This window comes from Alteromonas oceanisediminis, from assembly GCF_018474025.1.
GTDB classification, from domain to species: Bacteria; Pseudomonadota; Gammaproteobacteria; order Enterobacterales; family Alteromonadaceae; genus Alteromonas_E; species Alteromonas_E oceanisediminis.
On sequence record NZ_JAHCTA010000001.1, the window covers coordinates 211,873 to 229,980 of the forward strand.

15 protein-coding genes are annotated in these 18,108 nt (G+C 49.5%); 5 read left to right on the forward strand and 10 right to left on the reverse strand.

Features of this window, described 5'->3' with window-relative positions:
* Positions 1-103 precede the first annotated feature (103 nt).
* The 6 genes from KIU71_RS01030 to KIU71_RS01055 all read right to left on the reverse strand — a co-directional run bounded on the left by KIU71_RS01030 (position 104) and on the right by KIU71_RS01055 (position 9,044).
* The gene (locus tag KIU71_RS01030; protein WP_250207175.1) at positions 104-3,121 is read right to left on the reverse strand and encodes a TonB-dependent receptor; all 3,018 of its coding nucleotides are present in this window, start codon (positions 3,119-3,121) and stop codon (positions 104-106) included.
* Between the two features lie 82 nt (positions 3,122-3,203).
* Positions 3,204-4,940 (reverse strand): GMC oxidoreductase, encoded by a 1,737-nt coding sequence (locus KIU71_RS01035; protein ID WP_214129243.1) that lies wholly within the window; start codon positions 4,938-4,940, stop codon positions 3,204-3,206.
* 9 nt (positions 4,941-4,949) lie between these two features.
* Positions 4,950-5,585: a gluconate 2-dehydrogenase subunit 3 family protein gene (locus KIU71_RS01040; RefSeq protein WP_214129244.1), complete on the reverse strand. Its 636-nt coding sequence runs from the start codon at positions 5,583-5,585 to the stop codon at positions 4,950-4,952.
* Positions 5,582-6,820 (reverse strand): MFS transporter, encoded by a 1,239-nt coding sequence (locus KIU71_RS01045; protein WP_214129245.1) that lies wholly within the window; start codon positions 6,818-6,820, stop codon positions 5,582-5,584. Before KIU71_RS01045 ends, KIU71_RS01040 begins: the two co-directional genes overlap by 4 nt.
* 2 nt (positions 6,821-6,822) lie before the next feature.
* A complete protein-coding gene (locus KIU71_RS01050) occupies positions 6,823-7,884 on the reverse strand; it encodes a sugar phosphate isomerase/epimerase family protein (protein WP_214129246.1) in 1,062 nt (353 codons plus the stop codon).
* The gene (locus tag KIU71_RS01055) at positions 7,881-9,044 is read right to left on the reverse strand and encodes a Gfo/Idh/MocA family protein (RefSeq protein ID WP_250207207.1); all 1,164 of its coding nucleotides are present in this window, start codon (positions 9,042-9,044) and stop codon (positions 7,881-7,883) included. Before KIU71_RS01055 ends, KIU71_RS01050 begins: the two co-directional genes overlap by 4 nt.
* Before the next feature lie 193 nt (positions 9,045-9,237).
* On the opposite strand from KIU71_RS01055, the gene KIU71_RS01060 reads away from it, so the two are divergent.
* Complete coding sequence (locus tag KIU71_RS01060; protein ID WP_214129247.1) at positions 9,238-10,020, forward strand: AraC family transcriptional regulator; 783 nt, start codon at positions 9,238-9,240, stop codon at positions 10,018-10,020.
* Here KIU71_RS01060 and KIU71_RS01065 read toward each other — a convergent pair.
* A complete protein-coding gene (locus tag KIU71_RS01065; RefSeq protein WP_214129250.1) occupies positions 10,017-10,160 on the reverse strand; it encodes a hypothetical protein in 144 nt (47 codons plus the stop codon). The two genes, KIU71_RS01060 and KIU71_RS01065, sit on opposite strands and share 4 nt — an antisense overlap.
* Positions 10,161-10,298: 138 nt before the next feature.
* On the opposite strand from KIU71_RS01065, the gene smrA reads away from it, so the two are divergent.
* Positions 10,299-10,913, forward strand: coding sequence for a DNA endonuclease SmrA (gene smrA, locus KIU71_RS01070; protein ID WP_214129252.1), 615 nt, complete (start codon positions 10,299-10,301; stop codon positions 10,911-10,913).
* Positions 10,914-10,923: 10 nt separating this feature from the next.
* Here the strand turns inward: smrA and KIU71_RS01075 are convergent, their stop codons facing one another.
* Together KIU71_RS01075 and purL are read right to left on the reverse strand one after the other, a co-directional pair.
* Positions 10,924-11,064 carry a hypothetical protein gene (locus KIU71_RS01075; RefSeq protein ID WP_214129253.1) on the reverse strand — a complete coding sequence of 47 codons (141 nt, stop codon included), beginning with the start codon at positions 11,062-11,064 and terminating at the stop codon, positions 10,924-10,926.
* A gap of 227 nt (positions 11,065-11,291) precedes the next feature.
* A complete protein-coding gene (gene purL, locus KIU71_RS01080) occupies positions 11,292-15,179 on the reverse strand; it encodes a phosphoribosylformylglycinamidine synthase (protein ID WP_214129255.1) in 3,888 nt (1,295 codons plus the stop codon).
* Positions 15,180-15,282: 103 nt separating this feature from the next.
* Here purL and mltF point away from each other — a divergent pair, with 103 nt between their 5' ends.
* Positions 15,283-16,668, forward strand: a complete 1,386-nt coding sequence (gene mltF, locus KIU71_RS01085) for a membrane-bound lytic murein transglycosylase MltF (protein ID WP_214129257.1) — start codon at positions 15,283-15,285, stop codon at positions 16,666-16,668.
* 304 nt (positions 16,669-16,972) lie between these two features.
* Entirely contained in the window at positions 16,973-17,125 is a 153-nt protein-coding gene (locus tag KIU71_RS01090; protein WP_214129259.1) for a hypothetical protein, read from the forward strand.
* Positions 17,126-17,139: 14 nt separating this feature from the next.
* On the opposite strand, the gene tadA is transcribed toward KIU71_RS01090, so the two are convergent.
* The gene (tadA, locus tag KIU71_RS01095) at positions 17,140-17,637 is read right to left on the reverse strand and encodes a tRNA adenosine(34) deaminase TadA (protein WP_214129261.1); all 498 of its coding nucleotides are present in this window, start codon (positions 17,635-17,637) and stop codon (positions 17,140-17,142) included.
* A gap of 219 nt (positions 17,638-17,856) precedes the next feature.
* Between tadA and KIU71_RS01100 the strand changes: the two genes are divergently transcribed.
* A complete protein-coding gene (locus KIU71_RS01100) occupies positions 17,857-18,108 on the forward strand; it encodes a hypothetical protein (protein WP_390881751.1) in 252 nt (83 codons plus the stop codon).

The window sequence follows — 18,108 nt, forward strand, 5'->3', positions numbered from 1 at the left end:
TCACTTCGTTTACAACCTCTAGGCGTCACTATAAGCCGTTTTATCAACAGCACAACAGACTGAAGCCTTTGGGACAAAAGACTTCAGCCTGTGCACCTACCGCTTAAAACACGCCGCGAACAATAAAACTAATGCGTCGGTCGTTTACAAACGCGCCTCGTAGCCGACGATTGCCCTCTTGATCAACCTGCATGGCAGTGCGCGTGGTTTCATCCGTCAGGTTACTCCCCTGCAAGCCAATCTTTAGGTTTTCAGTCACATCATAAAATACAGATGCATCCAGAAAGCCTATATCTTCATTGAAAATCGGCAAAGTGGTGATAACGTCTTGCGTCGTCAACAGGTACGCTGAACGCCAGTTGTAAGCCATCCGAGCATTCCAACCGTACTTTTCGTACAACAACACCAGATTATAATTGTCTTGCGACAACCCTTCTAACGGTAGCCCTTCAAAAGCAAAATTCGCGTTCGCGTTAGGGTTACTATTATCCGAGGATAAGCCCGCATTGGGCGACCCCTCTTCATCGACGTAAGTATAGTTTGCCTGAACACCAATTCCATCAAATGGCGCTGGCAAGGTGTCAAAGAATTGCTGATAGGCCAGTTCGAAACCCTGAATTTTACCTTCATCACCGTTCAGTGGGCTTGCCACTTCAACCGTTTGAGTCGCACCATTATTGGTGAATTCCTGATTTCGCGTACCGCTGATAAAGTAGTTCTTCAAATCCTTGTAAAACAGCGAGGCGGTTAACGAGCCAACGGGCGCAAAATACCATTCTAGCGTGAGGTCATAGTTGGTTGATTCCATCGGCTTAAGGAATGGGTTACCCGATTCTGCTGTGTAACGACCAATCTCTGATGAAATGGGGTCTGGCTGACCGTCACCGTCGATATCAGGGCCGACCACAGTGACACGATCTTGCTCCTGAATAGACACATAGTTGCGCAGCAATCCTAACTCTGGCAATGCAATGGCTTCAGAGAAACTAAAGCGCATCAGCAATTCATCAGTAAGGTTTAATTTTACGTTGAAACTGGGCAGAAGCTTATTATAGTCATCCGTCGATGTGGTTTCGAATGAACCCGCATCGCCAAACGCACGCTGATCAGCCGGTAACAGCAAATCGTTATCGGTAGGCCCGTCAATGGTGTTATCAGGGAAGACAACGAACCCTTCCGTCTCATTTTCTAACTTCACATAACGCACGCCAAAGTTACCCGAGTAATCCATATCGCCGAGCTCGCCGGTGAAATTGAACTTCAGGTAAGCCGCAGTATTCGTTTCCGTGGTTTCGTTAATCTCATTGGGTAAGAAATCCGTGCCTTCAATGACACCGTCACGCTGCGCCAGTGGTTGCCAACCATTACTGATGGGTCCCAATACGCTGCCAGCATTGCGATAGTTTTGCGCGATCGACATCGCAGGAAACAGGAACTGATTGCCGCCGTCAACATCTAAGATACCGCCGCGACCGAAGTTATCGAAGCTCACGATTTCCTGCGGTACCTGCGATCCCAACTCTGAATCAAACCAAGTTACTCCGGTCCATGCCTCGGACAGCACACCCCAGTTATAGGTTGATTGGCGCGTTGTCTGGTCACGTTTGGCGTAGCGCACGCCAAACTGTACGCTCTCGATCGCACCGTCATCAAAGGTGTACTTGGCGTCAAGACGTGTGGCAATCTCATTCCCTTCATTTTGTGACACATGGTCCATCGCACTGCGGAAGAAAGTCGTGTTTGGATCGGTAAAATGATTAGAGTCTCTGGCGTACCCAGCTTCGCCATTAAAGTTAGGATCGTAGTAATCAATTTTCGGCTTGCCCGAACCACTCACATCTAACCCAACCACGGCATCGGTAGCGCCCATCACCGAGAAGTCGATAATGTCGTTAGTACCATCTACGTACTGCACGTCGGCGTTGAAAGCCCAGGTATCGTTTGGTGTGTATTGCACATTCAAACTTAAGTCTTCTACGAGAGATTGCTCGTCGCGATAGCGTGCCTGTAATACGTGGTTCGTACCGAAAATTCCGCCAGGCGTACGGTCGCCTTCGTTGCCACGCCAACCAGCGGTCGAGGTGATAATCCCGCGTTCAAAGTAACCATTTGAATCAAAATCAAACTCTGTACCTTCCACCGGCAGCAAGTTGTTTTGGTTATCGCCATCATCCATTTCAACGGCGTTTTCAGTCCATGCTAATTGCGAGTCAGAACGAATGTACTCACCGGTTGCTTTAATTGTGCGATCAGGGCTTTGCCATTGTATGACCGCCGCGGCTCCTGAACGGGTTCTGTCATCGCGCTTGCGAGTTAAACGTGCAGCTTCTGGCACAAACAAAGAACCATCACCAATCAGGTTTTGAGGCTGATACTGGCCCACCATCGCGCCGTCAGACTGAGCTTCTAATTCGGAGTGCGATACGTTAAACAGTACCCCAAACTTACCGTTATCATTTGTGTAGGTGTTGCTGTACAAAGCTGAGAACGTCGGTGTCACTGCGTCAATGAAATCAGCGTAGGTTGCATCGACTGAAAACGCGATCATCTGCCCGTCATTATCGAAAGGCTTGCGCGTCACTAAGTTAACCGTGCCGGAGATGCCACCCTCGATCATATCGGCAGTGCTGTTTTTAAACACTTCGACTGACCCCATCAACTCAGGTGGTACATCCTGAAAACTCAAGCCGCGTCCAGAGTTAGCCGTAAAGCTGTCGCGTCCGTTAAATTCGCTGCGTACTTGCGTTAGACCTCGGATCACTAGGCCGCTGCCCTCCGTACCGAAGTGGTCCGGGTCATTGGGTGCGGCAAAGCGCCCCATGGTGACACCAGGCAAGCGCGAGATAGCCTCAAGTACCGAGCGGTCAGGGAAACCGCCAATATCCGATGCATCGAGTGCGTCAACCACGGTCTCGCTAAATCGTTTGATATTCTGAGCGTTGTAAAGATCGGCGCGTGTGCCACGGACATCGATGATTTCAACTTCATCCTCTTCCGCTGGCGGTACGTCGGTTTCCTGAGCGTAAACGGCGCTGGTAGACAACCCCAGCATTGCCGACGCCAGAAGCGAATATTTGAATCGCATATTGGGCATAGCCGATGCTTGCTTTATTGTTTTCATAGTGTCCTCGTGGTCCTGCTGTTTTTTGGCGAGCGGGTCTTGCGGCTCGCTCAGTGTTTCGCTCTGTTTCGAGTCGAAATCGTTATATTCGTCGTTGTTTCATCTCATTCGCACAGTAGTCGACTGCCCTGACCGTCAGCGCCATGAAAGTCAGCGACGGGTTCACCGTCGCCGAAGAGCAAAATGCTGACCCGTCAGTCACAAATAGGTTGGGAATGTCATGAGTTTGATTAAATCCATTCAGTACTGAGTCTTTGCGGTCCCGCCCCATACGCGCAGTTCCCAACTCATGGATGGCCGATCCGGGTGGATTCTCATCCAAGCTCACTTCGCTGGAGACATACTGCAAACCGGCTTTCTTGAGCATTTTTTCACACTCCTCGGCACAGTCTTCCATCATCAGCCGCTCGTTATCTGACCAACTCACGTTGAAGTGCAATTGTGGCATTCCCCACTTATCTTTCTTGCTAGGATGCAGGGTTACCTGATTGTCAAATCGGGGTAACATCTCGCCTTGCGCATAAAAACCAAAATACCAATCACCGGGTGTGGTTAAGCTATTCTTGTAATCTGCACCAATGCCATCACGATTGTGAGCGCCTTTCCAACTGCCTCGGTTTGCGCTTCCGCCTAACGCGTAGCCACGAGCGTAATGCTTTTTATAACGCGAAGGTTCATACTGAAAATTTGGAACATAGATACCGGTGGGGCGTCGACCGGAATAGTATTCATCTTCAAATCCGGGCAAAATCCCGCCGCTACGTGCATTGTAGTTGTGGTCCATGAAATAGCGTCCAAGAACGCCTGAGCTGTTTGCCAGTCCATTCGGAAAACGTTTGCTGGTAGAATTGAGCAATACCTGCGTCGACCCCAATGTTGATGCACACAGAAACACCACGTTGGCAAAGTACTCGCGTGTGCTTAAATCGTTGTTGTCAATAATCCGCACGCCTTTTACACGATTCGAAGCCTCGTCGTAGATCAGGCTGTGCACAATGCTGTCGACCGCAATGGATAGGTTACCCGTGGCCACAGCTAATGGGAGGGTAGAACTTTGTGTTGAGAAATACGCACCAAATGAACAGCCTTTCTGACACTCATCTCGGGCTTGGCAGGTGATACGACCATGCTGCAGGTGATAGTCCGTTGTTTGTGAAAGATGTGCACAACGCCCAATGATCATGGGCCTGTCAGGGTAGTGTTCAGCAAATTGTTTTTGCATCGACACTTCCGCAGCATTCATTTCAAAAGGCGGTAACGACTCACTGTCAGGCAACTGTGCAAGGCCGTCAGTGTTACCCGAAATCCCAGCGTGCTTTTCGACGTAGCTGTACCAGGGTGCGAGATCAGCGTAGCGAATGGGCCAATCATTACCGTGCCCGTCAGCTTTATTGGCGTTCAGATCAAACTCGCTCATGCGGTAAGATTGGCGATGCCACGTAAGTGACTTACCGCCCAATTGATTACCGCGAAACCATCGAAAGTCTGTACCGTCTTCCGTTGAGTACGGCAAGTCGCGATCGTTTCCAAAGAAATGTTTAGTGGCATCGTTAAACGCATAACTTTTTGACTGGACCTTGTACTGCTCTTCAATCAACAGATTGTCTACCTTCTGCCGCTGAGGAAACTGCCACGGGCCTTTGCCCTCAGTCGGATAATCTTTGCGATGTTCAACCTTACGACCGCGCTCAATCATCAGCGTTTTGAACCCGCGTTCAGTAAACTCTTTGGCCGCCCAGCCACCGCTGATACCTGAACCAACGACAATCACGTCGAAAGTCTGCTGAGCTTCTTTTAAAAATAATTCTGACGCTTGCATATTCACTGCCTAATAATAATTCATCGAGCCCCAAGCCTTGGTATCCTCAGTGACAGGGGTTGACCCTTTATAACCACCGGGAACCGCTTGGTAAGCCAGCGCTTCAGTTGCTCCTACTTCACTGGTGAAGTAGCCAAACAGCAGCAACTCTTTAACAAAGGTAAATTGTGCTTTTTGAACCTCGCTAAACCCATTGCGTTTTTCAATTTTACGTAGAATGGCTTGCCGCTCAGCATTCACGAGCGTGTGGAAAGCCCGCTGTGAGTGTTTTTGCGCATAAGCGTCAATCGCATCTAATGAGGCGCGCACAGCTTGGTGTTCTGATGCCTCGTAACAAGCCGCTAGTTGATGGTCAATGAAGCCATGACAGTCAAGATCTGCCGCACTGGGTGTGTCAGTACGCGGCAATACCGCAGCGCAAACCCCACTGAGCGTTTTCATCTGTGCTTTACTGAGCACCTTACCGGCCTGCGAAGCCGAGTCTTTGCGCGGCGAATAGGCCAGCGCCACTTGGCTTGTACCGGCTAGTGCGATCGCGCTGCTACCACCCACGATAGAACTGAGCCGCTTAATGAAGTGACGGCGCGTTATGTTGAATTGCGACTCGGTTGCAAAGTCCTGACCTGCTCGATTGGGGTGTCTCATAACGTACTACCTGCAGCGCCTTCGTCGACGCGATTGAGTCGACGGCGTTTAATCACAAAATGCAAGGTTACAAAGGCAATAATCAGCAGACATGGAAAAATGATCAGATTTTGCAGGACTGCTTGACCGGCAAGTATCTGCACTTGTTCAGCAGGCAAATTCAATGCCTGAGCATCAGCGCTGGCGCCGTCAATCCATGAGCCGATGATAGGGTTCCATAAACTCACGGCAAACATGCCTGCGCCACCAATAAGCGAGAGACCCAATGCGCCGGTTTTCGGTGTGTATTCAGACACACACCCCAACATGGTTGGCCAGAAGTAGGTGACACCTAACGCAAAGAGAATGGCTGCAAGGTAGATTAGATTGCCTGACACCTGACTCATAAGAAACATCCCCAACGCCGCAAATAGGGCTGAACCAATGAGTACCCCGGTCGGGTTGACCCGATGGATAAGTGGGCCCGCGTAGAAGCGACCGACAGCCATGATGCCGGTCATCAACGCCAGAATTAACATGGGCGATGCGCCTGAAGCCCCTAAGATATCCTGTATCCACTGCTGCGTGCCCAGCTCGGTCGTCGCGGTGAGCGTCATACAGGCCACTAAGAATAAGTAAAGTGGAGAAAACAGATGTTTAACGTTATTAATGGTAGAGTGCTCTGCGCGGTCAAATTCAGGAAAGCGGCTAGTCAGCAGCAGGTATCCGTACACCAGCGTTGGCGCAATGATCACGGCCACCTGAAGCTGCCAGCCTAATCCCATCCCCGTCATCGCATTAGAAATCAATGCCCCAATCACGATACCGCCTGGGAACCACACATGAAACTTGTTCAACATGGTTGTTTTATTGTCTTTGTAGACTTCAGCAATCAAAGGGTTGCAGCCTGCTTCAACCGAGCCATTTGCGAAGCCAATCAAGAATGTTGATATCAACAACCCCCAGAAGCCACCCGAGTAAATAGTTAATACTAATCCCAGTAGATGGCAGACAAATGCCAAACTGATCAGGCGCTTTGCGCCCATCGCGTTGTATAACACTCCGCCGAACATGGTGGCCAAAGGGAATCCGAGAAACGCCATAGCGTTTACCCAGCCAAGTTGGGTGGCCGACAAGCCATACTGCCCACCCAATTCACCTAAAATACCGGCCCGGATCGCAAAGGTCATAGACGTTACGGTGAGCGCCACACAACACAGCACAAATACGCGAGAGGCGTGGTTTTGATTTAACATGCTCATTCTCCTGATAACCCAAGCGTGCGACGATTAGCGGCTTCATCAGCATCACCGCCAGCAAAATCATCGAACGCTTTGTCCGTTGGCCTGATAAGGTGATTAGCGATAAATGGAGCGCCCTCGGCTGCGCCATCAAGCGGATGTTTCATACAGCATTCCCATTCCATCACCGCCCAGCCATCAAAATCGTACTGTGTAAGCTTGCTAAATACTTGCGAGAAGTCGATTTGCCCATCACCCAGCGAGCGAAACCGCCCCGGCCGATTAAGCCATGGTTCATAGCCCCCATACACGCCACAACGGCCCGATGGAATAAACTCAGCATCCTTTACATGAAACGCTCGAATTCGTTCGTGATAGATATCGATAAATGCCAGATAGTCCAACTGCTGAAGCACGAAATGACTGGGGTCATACAATATGTTGGCGCGAACGTGGTTTCCGGTTGCCTCAAGGAAACGTTCAAACGTCACGCCATCATGTAAATCTTCACCAGGGTGCAGTTCATAACATAGGTCTACGCCGTTCTCGTCAAACGCATTTAAGATGGGTAACCAGCGCTTGGCTAGCTCAGAAAAACCGGTTTCCACTAATCCCGCAGGGCGCTGCGGCCAGGGGTACATGGTCGGCCACAATAACGCACCAGAAAAACTGGCATGCGCGGTTAAGCCGAGATTTTTGCTCGCGGCAGCCGCCCAGTGCATTTGCTGATTGGCCCACGCCGTGCGAGCAGAGGAGTTGCCTTTCACGTGATCGGGTGCAAAACCGTCGAACATGGAATCGTAAGTAGGGTGTACAGCAATGAGCTGCCCCTGTAAGTGGGTCGACAGCTCAGTAATCGTGATGCCGTGCTGACCGGCAATATCAATCAGTTCGGAACAATATTGCGCACTACCCGCGGCTTTTTCCAGATCCATAAAGCGCTTGTCCCACGAGGGAACCTGAATACCCTTAAAACCCAGACTCGCAGCCCATTTGCAGATACTGTCTAAACTATTGAATGGTGCATCGTCACTGGCAAACTGTGCCAGAAAGATGCCGGGACCTTTAATGTGTTTCATATGTTCTCTTCATTGTGTAACGGCGACTGGCTGATGATAAACGGATGCCACTTCTGGTTCGAGCGACTTGCCGCAACCGCATTCTCGATGAAGGCCATACCCCTGATTGCGTCGTCGATGCCGGGTGAAGACATAGGCGTATCGCCCAGAAGCGCCTCGGCAAATTGGCTGTAGATATTCGCAAAGGCTTCCAGATACCCTTCGGGGTGACCGGCTGGCGTGCGAGTGAAGCGCTGCGCAGACTCATCAAGTTGGCCTACGCCGGTGCGAAAGCATTGCGCTGGCTGATCGTTAAACTTCAGCCACAAGCTATTAGGTTCCTGTTGTTGCCACGACAGACTGGCTTTTTCACCATATACCCGTAAGGTCAGATTGTTCTCTTCCCCGGTAGCAACCTGGCTCGCCAATAGGGTGCCACGGGCACCATTATCAAAGCGCAGCAACACCGTCCCGTCGTCATCTAATTGGCGACCTTCTACGGTTGTTGCCAAGTCTGAACACAGTTGGGTGACTTTCAAACCGCTGACGTTTTCCATTAAATTAGCAGCGTGCACACCAATATCACCCATGCAGCAACTGACACCGGCACGACTGGGATCCAGTCGCCAACTTGCTTGCTTGCCGGTTTCTGCACCTTTATCAGCGAGCCAGCCTTGCTGATATTCAGCCAGCACTTTGGTGATTTTGCCCAAACGGCCTTGCTTCACCAGCGCCTGAGCCTGCTTAATCATGGGATAGCCTAAATAGGTGTGTGTCAGGCCATAGCGCTTGCCCGTGTTCTCAATGATACTCTTGAGTGATAGCGCCTCATTTAGAGTCAGCGTCGCCGGTTTATCGGAGAGTACATGAAAGCCACTTTCCAACGCATCTTTGGCTATTGGAAAATGTAAATGATTCGGCGTTACGATGGCGACGAATTCCATTCGACTCTCAGACGGGAGCGCCGCCTCAATTGTAAACATCGTGTTAAAATCCGGATAACACCGTGTTTCTTCGAGTCCCAGTGAGCGACCAAAAGTGGCCGAACGTGACGCGTTAGAACTGAACGCTCCACATACGAGTTCAACCTTGCCGTCTAGGCGTGCAGCCATCCGGTGAACGTCGCCAATAAAAGCGCCATCACCTCCACCTACCATGCCCATGCGAATTTTACGTGTCATCTTAGTCAAAGTTTGGCCTCAGTAACGTCGAAACTGATTTTTTGTTAAATTTCGACAACACTTACAAATTTATTTTGTAAATTAATTGTGATGATAGTACGAAGATTGCAAATATAGCGTTAATACAAAATCGGTTTCATATGCAACATTTTCGGCGTAATATAAAAATGAAAGTCTATTATTGAGACCCGCCATGAGTATAGAATCCCGCGCTGAAGCATTGGATATGTTGGCTCGCGTCGGTGTCGACGAGCTGATCAAAATGTTTGATTTAGTGCCCAATACACTGTTTTGGATAAAAGACGACCAGCATCGTTTCATTCATGCTAATCAGGTTTTCATCGACCATAGCGGCATGCGTTGTCTCTCCAAAGTTATGGGCAGAACGGATTATGCGATTTCGCCACCTCATCTCGCGCGTCAGTATACGATGGACGATCAAAAAGTGATGGAAGGCGCAACCGTTACCAATCGTATTGAGCTTAATATGCTGTCTTCAGGTGAGTTTGGTTGGTATTCCACTTCGAAACGCCCGCTGCATAACCAACAAGGTGAGATTATTGGTACTTATGGGTTTACGCATCATCTTGAACAAACCTCACAAGCGCTTTCCAGTATTGAGGCGATTAAGGCACCTGTTGAATTTGTTCGGGAGAATTATCATCGAGATATCACCATTGACGATTTGGCCAAGTTGTCATTTTTATCAGTCAGTGCGCTGGAAAGACGCTTCAAAAAACACCTGAGTAAGACGCCGAAACAGTTCATTAATGAAATCCGCTTAGAAAATGCGCGTCGAATGCTGATCGAAACCAAACTACCTATCGTCGAAATTGCCTACCAGTGTGGATTCTCAGAACACAGTTATTTCAGCCGACAATTCAAGATTATGTTTGGCACACTCCCCTCCCTGCTACGCGAACAAATGCAGCGCGAAGGACAAATGTCTAAGGCTAATACGACTGATCCGACTTAGGCGACCTTGTCAAAATAGCCACCCAATCTTGGGCGCTCTTCCTTACTCGCAGGGGCTAAATAAATGGCCATCGCCGTCGCAATCCCTTTAGATGCTGAAACGAGCGCCAAGATACGCAGCCTGAACACTTGAATTCTCATAGTACGTCCTCACTGTCTAAAATCAGGGATCGATCGGAATAATGCACCTAACCGTAAAAGAATTGATACCTGAATGGGAAGCACAAAACCGTCGTTCGATAGGGCAATATCGGCGCATCACTGAGGAGTATACAGCGCATGAGTCATCGCCAATCACCCCCTGAGCCTTTTTCATTTGCAGACGCTTTGGGGGAAGAACTCGATGAAATAACACCACTGGATGACAAGACTACCGTCGATTTAAAATCTCAGCGCAGAGATACGGACTTGCTGGCTAAACAGTTAAAACGTGCCTCAATCACGCAGCGACAGGAAAATGATGCTAATCCCCTGAGTTTGTCACTGCGCAGCGCCGTTAAACCTGACGATATGCTTAGTTATAAAAAACCGGGCATTCAAGAGGGCGTGTTTAAGAACCTGCGATTAGCAAAGTATCCTCTTGAAGGCGTCATCGATTTGCAGCGCATCCCATTAGAGGAAGCTCGCAGGGTGCTATTTCAGAAAACCAGCGATTTGCATCAACAGGGGGTGCGCGTTGTATTGGTCAAACATGGGCGAGGCGAGCTTAGCAAACCCATACCGGCACTGCTAAAAAGTTATGTTTACCAATGGTGTCAGGAACTTGAATGGGTGATTGCGTTGCACTCAGCGCAACGTCAACATGGTAGCTTCTCGGCCAGCTACGTGCTGTTAAAAAAGCACTCTGATCAGAAGCAAATGAATAGAGAACGCTTATTTAAACGCGGCAAATAAACAGACTAATTCAATGATTCAGCGAGCTGATGAGCGGAGCGTCTTCAATAGGTGCAGTACGCGCAGAGGTGCTAAATACTGCGGTAATAATCATCACTGCGACCGCAATAGCAACACCGGTTAATCCGAAGCCTCGACCTGAACGATTCATATTCGTCTCTTATTGTTTGAAAACTGTCTTTACTGCCTGCACAAAATAAGCCTTTACAGCGCTACATGACGTACAGAATGATCATAGGTGTCCGATCCACGTTTGCACCAATCCATGATTAATTACTTATCGTATATCAAATGCTTAGCAAATGACAATGGGCGCATGACAATTTTTTGACAAAAAAGTCAAGACCCTGTCATTTGCGCCACGTTATACATCAATCATTAGCCGACAAACGCGCGTGCATTCCTGAACATACGCATCCATGGGCTATCCTCTTGCCAGTCATCCGGGCGCCACGAGTTGGTTACAGCGCGGAACACACGTTCGGGATGAGGCATCATGATAGTGGCACGACCATCCGTGCTGGTGAAGCCAGTCACACCTGCTGCCGAACCGTTTGGATTGGCCGGATACTGTTCGGTGGGGCGGCCGTAGTTATCAACGTAGCGTAAACTGACCTGTTGAACCGACTGCAACGCGCTTAATTGGTTATTGGCGGTAAACTCTGCGCGCCCCTCACCATGCGACACAGCGATGGGCATACGTGAGCCCGCCATTTGGGCAAAGAACACCGATGCAGAAGGCATGACTTCAACCATGGCGGCGCGGGCCTCAAATCGTTCTGAACGATTAGTCACAAAATGGGGCCAGTGTTCGGCTCCTGGAATCAGAGATTTCAAATTAGACATCATCTGACAACCGTTACACACGCCGAGCGAGAACGTCTGCTGACGCGCGAAGAAACCAGCAAATTCATCGCGGGCGCGCTGATTGAAAAGCACCGATTTCGCCCAACCTTCTCCCGCACCGAGAACGTCACCGTAACTGAAACCACCACAGGCGACCAAACCATTGAAATCTCGCAGCAACGCTTTGCCACTCAGTATGTCGCTCATGTGTACATCAATCGCGCTAAAACCTGCCCGGTCAAAAGCCGCTGCCATCTCAACATGCGAATTAACGCCTTGCTCGCGCAATATGGCAACGCGAGGCCTGACCCCTTTTGCGATATAGGGAGCAGCAATATCTTCGTTCACATCGAAACTCAGTGCGGCATGTAAACCAGGATCTGAGTCGTCTGCTTTGATGGCGAGCTCTTCCTTCGCACACTCTGGATTGTCGCGTAAACTCTGCATCTGATGCGTGGTTTGCGCCCACTGGGTGCGTAACACAGAGCGAGGATGTTCAATAACGGTTGACTCCCCTTGCGAAAATCGAATGGTGTCGGTGATGTTGAGGTTGCCCACGCGACTTACATGGGTGGCCAAACCGAACTGAGCAAAAATATCCATCACCTGTTTCAGGTGTTCGTCAGCAACCTGCAACACAGCGCCGGCTTCCTCGTTAAACAACCAAGCGTTAACATCCTCTGACGGGATGTTAACATCGATGCCCGTTTTTCCTGCAAAAGCCATTTCTACCAAGGTGGTGAACACCCCACCATCTGAGCGGTCATGATAGGCCAGCGCCAGTTGCTGGTTAACAATCATTTGCAACGCACCAAAACTATCACCGAGTGTTTTTGGATCATCAATGTCGACTGGCATGTTACCCAACTCAGAATAAACCTGAGCAAAGCAACTTCCGCCAAGGCGTTGCTTTCCACCGCTGATATCCAACAGTAACAACGTACTCGCGCCTTTATCTGTGCGCAGTTGCGGAGTCAGGGTTTTACGCACATCTTTAACTGCGCCGAATGCAGTAATAACCAGCGACAGGGGCGATGTGACGGTTTTCGTTTCATCGCCGTCTTGCCATTGGGTTTTCATCGACATCGAGTCTTTGCCAACCGGAATGGTTAATCCCAATGCAGGGCACAACTCTTCACCCACGGCCTTCACAGCTTCGTACAAACCGGCATCTTCGCCGGGGTGTCCGGCTGCGGCCATCCAGTTTGCTGAGAGTTTAATCCGGCGAATATCACCAATATCGCTTGCGGCAATATTTGTTAATGCTTCTGCAACCGCCATCCGCGCCGAGGCGCCATGATTCAGCAACGCCAGTGGCGGGCGCTCGCCCATCGACATCGCTTCACCGGTGTAGGTATCAAATGCGCTGGTTGTTACCGCAACATCAGCCACTGGAATTTGCCACGGCCCCACCATTTGGTCGCGACTCACCATACCCGTCACTGACCGGTCACCGATGGTAATTAAAAAGGTTTTTTCCGCGATCGTGGGTAAGCTGAGTAAACGCATTGCAGCTTCATTCGGGTCAATATGCTGGTATGTAAAGGTGCTTTGTGGTGCTTCTCGACGTGTAACATCACGATGCATTTTGGGCGGTTTGCCCAACAAAACCGACAGCGGCATGTCAATCGGTTTGTTATCAAAATAGTTATCAGTTAACGTCAGGTGACGCGTTTCAGTGGCTTCTCCCACTACGGCAAACTGCGCGCGTTCCCGCGCGCAAATCTGTGTGAACAAGTCCAGATTTTCAGGGGCGACTGCCAGAACATAGCGCTCTTGAGATTCATTGCACCAAATTTCAAGTGGCGACATGCCGCGCTCGTCGTTGGGCACATTACGTAATTCAAATTGCCCACCGCGCTCACCATCATTCACCAACTCGGGAAATGCATTGGATAACCCACCCGCACCTACGTCGTGGATAAACTGGATCGGGTTGTTTTCTCCCAATTGCCAACACGCGTCAATGACTTCCTGACAGCGGCGCTCCATTTCAGGGTTATCACGTTGCACAGAAGCAAAATCAAGGTCTTCACTCGACTGCCCAGAAGCCATTGACGACGCAGCACCACCGCCAAGACCAATATTCATTGCCGGGCCGCCCAACGCAATCAGCTTTGCACCCACGGTGATTTCACCTTTTTGGGTATGCTGTCGGCGAATATTACCTAAACCACCAGCCAACATGATCGGTTTGTGGTAACCGCGCACTTCAATACCGTTGAAGCTGTCGACTTGCTGTTCAAACGTTCTGAAGTAACCGAGGAGATTAGGCCGACCAAACTCATTGTTAAACGCGGCGCCACCCAGTGGCCCGTCAATCATAATGTCGAGCGCACTCACAATGCGTGAAGGTTTACCGTAATTGACTTCCCAGGGATGCTCAAAACCAGGAATAGACAAGTTAGACACGCTAAAGCCAACTAACCCCGCTTTAGGTTTAGACCCTCTCCCTGTCGCGCCTTCGTCACGAATTTCACCGCCTGATCCTGTCGCCGCGCCTGCAAAAGGAGATATCGCCGTCGGGTGGTTATGTGTTTCAACTTTCATCAAGATATCGATTTCTTCGTGGTGAAAGTGGTATTCCCGTGATTCAGGATCAGGAAAGAATCGACCCGCAGACCAGCCGTGCATAACAGCCGCATTGTCTTTGTACGCTGAAGTGACAAAGTCTGGTAACACCTCAAAGGTGTTTTTGATCATTTTGAACAGTGATTTAGGTTGATCTTTGCCATCGATGGTCCAATCGGCATTAAAAATCTTATGCCGACAATGCTCAGAATTGGCTTGAGCAAACATATACAATTCAATGTCGTTGGGGTTTCGTCCCAGCGCGGAAAAGCTTTCAAACAGATAATCAATCTCGTCGTCTGCCAAAGCCAGCCCCATGCGCTGATCGGCATCGATCAACGCTTGCTTTCCCTGCCCGTGAATATCAACACTTGCGAGTGGTGCTGGCTCCATGGAAGTAAACAAACACTGAGCGGCCTGAATATCTGCATGCACCATCTCAGTCATTCGATCGTGAAGCACGGCAGCCGCCTGATGAAGCTGCTCATCACTTAACGTATGTTCAAACGTGATGTAATATGCGCATCCGCGTTCTATTCGCTTGATTGAACCCAAGCCGCAATTGCGTGCGATATCCGTTGCTTTCGATGACCACGGCGAAATAGTGCCCGCACGCGGTGTCACGAAAAAGCACGTGCCCTGCGGTGATTGTGACTCTTTGGCCGGGCCGTAGGTTAATAGCTGCTGCAATACATTTGAATGTTTATCCGACAGTGCATCAGAACAATCGATTAAATGCACATACTCGGCGTATAAAGATGTTACATTTAAACCCGATGATGCCAGTTGCTCACTGAGTTTTTGAATTCTAAAATCGGAAAGTGCTGGTGCACCGCGCAGTACTAACATAGAGTGCTTTCTCTGATATTAACAACGGTAAAATTTGCGCGGAGTATAGCCGATCCACGGTTTGTTGATAAGTACGGATTGATAGAGGATACGAAAAATTTCAATGCTCAACCGCTCAGTGACTTCGCTGGCCATTGTAGTTTTGCTGTGTGTACTTCTAGTAGGTTGTTCACAGCAACGGCCACAATCATCTTTAGAACGTGTGCTCGAAGACGGCGTACTCAAAGTTGGCACAAACTACGGAAGAACAACCTATTATAACGGTATTGTTGGTCCTGAGGGGTTTGAATATGAATTGGCGAAAGGGTTTGCCGATCATTTAGGCGTCGCACTGGAAGTGTACCCTTACTACTCGCTAAACGATTTGTTTTTACAACTAGGCCAACATCACATCGATATCATTGCCGCCGGCATCAGTATGACGCCGGAACGCAAAGCACAGTTCGTGTTCGGCCCAGCCTATCAGGATGTCAGCTTAAAAATCGTTTTTCTTCAGGGCGGCGAACGCCCTCGCGATGTCTCTCAGCTCAACGGTAATATGTTGGTTGTTAAAGGGAGCAGCCACGCTGAAGCACTTGCTCGTGCGGAACTACCCGACACCTTGCGCTGGCAGGAAACCGATGAACGCGACGCCGAAGAACTGCTCGAACTTGTGGCGCAGGGCGAATTAGACTACACCGTTGCTGATTCGACCATTTTGGCCGTGGTTCGACGCCGTTACCCTGAGATTAGCGTGGGTTTTACCTTGGTTGAAGAGCAAGGGATTGGCTGGGCGGTCAATGACCAAGGCGATGATGGGCTACGCGCCGCGTTGATCGAATACTTTGGCAATATTCGGGAAGACGGCAGTTTTGCGATCTTGGAAGATAAGTATTTTGGGCATGTGCAAAACTTTGACTACGTCGACACGCGTGTGTTTATCCAATCTGCGCAGAAAAAACTCCCGCCGCTCATTCCTTTATTTAAGCAGCATTCTGCCGATATTGACTGGCGCCTGTTGGCAGCGATGAGCTATCAGGAAAGTCATTGGAACCCCAAAGCCACCTCACCCACGGGCGTGCGCGGCCTGATGATGTTAACCCGCGCTACCGCAAAAGACATGGGCGTGAAGTCTCGACTGAATCCAGAGGAAAGTATTCGTGGCGGCGCGCAGTATTTCGCCAGTCTACTTCGGCGGGTGCCAGCGCGTATACAGGAGCCCGATAAGATATGGCTGGCAATGGCAGCCTATAACATTGGCTTGGGTCATTTAGAAGATGCGCGAGTACTGACACAGCGCTTTGGCGGAAACCCAGACTTGTGGATCGACGTTAAGCAACATTTGCCTAAATTACGCCAAAAACGATACTACAGCACCACGAAGTACGGTTATGCACGAGGCAATGAAGCTGTAGATTACGTCGAGAACATTCGTCGATATTACGACACGCTGTTGTGGTTGGATGAGCAACAAAGCTTTTCGATCGCGCCGCCAGAATTAAACAACTAGACGACACCGCCTGCGTTGTCACATTGATCTACCCGACCGATAGCGCAGCGTTCGATGCCTCTCAATTGAAGTACTTCATCACCGTTTTTGCTCAACAGTGTTTATCTGCGAGCCTAAAACTGATGTGTTGGCATCAAATCGTCGCGCCGCTTTCGCGTGAGAAAACGATCCAAACGAAACTATTTGTTCGTACTGATGGTCTATACAGCAGCCTAAGATTGGAAAGTGATTTCGACGGCCCCATATGTGGCTTGAAGATGACTTGACTATTCTGCTAAAACCGACTGATATGTCGAGGAGACTAATGAAGAAAGCAAGAATATTGCGTAAACCAAAACTACGCACTAACAATACGCGCCGCTTACTGATGCTGAAGCGCAATCACAAAAAGATACTGCAACGCCGCCGAGAATTTATCCGCACGGAACTTGCCGAACAATGGCCAGTTGCCTGCTAGCGCGCACGCTTGTGTCACTGCAATCGTGTTTTTAGCGCCTTTTTTTCAGCTCGCCGACGTTTAAAAAAATCCGATAACAACTGACTGCACTCCTGCTCTAATACCCCGCCGATAATGTTTACCTGATGATTCAGCGAAGGATGTTGCAGCACATTCATCACACTTCCAGCCGCCCCGGTTTTGGCATCAAATGCGCCAAATACCACGGTGGTCACTCGTGCATGCACTATTAGGCCCGCGCACATAGCGCAGGGCTCTAGTGTAACGTACAGGGTCGTGTCTACCGTTCGATAGTTACGTAAGTGATGCGCAGCTTGTTGCAGAGCGAGCACTTCGGCATGCGCGGCAGGATTGTGGGTTTGAATGGGCTGATTCCACCCCTGCCCGATGATCTCACCCTGTTTGACCACAATGGCACCCACCGGTATTTCGTTGGCCTGCTCAGCCTTTTGGGCTAATGCAATGGCCGACCGCATCCAGTCATCGTGATGATTTTGAAACTCGTTATTCATTAATGTTTTTCACCAACCGGATTGGTTATTTTGACCATGTCGCACCATCAGAAATCTTTATACATTTGATTTTATTGGATTTTTAAAATTGGTCAGTAGATTGCTATTATACAACTAAGATAGCACGAACGTAGAACGTGCAAAATATCGAGTTCGCGCTAAACTCAACAACTGATCAACGGCGCAACAGCACACTGTAATCATTAAGAGGGAAACACTATGAGCGGCACCACCATGACCATTGTTATTGTAGCCATCATTTGCTGGACTATTGTGACTATTGCTGAAAACAAAAAATGGACGAAGAAAAGCAATGGCGGTCTGTCAAAAGCAGAAGCGGATGAACTGATGGCTAAAGTGGCGCAATTGCAAGATCGCGTGGAAACACTGGAAAAAATTGTTACTGATGAAAAATACGATTTGAATCGTCAATTTGATGATCTGGCCAAAGATTCAGGCAGAGCTGCGTAG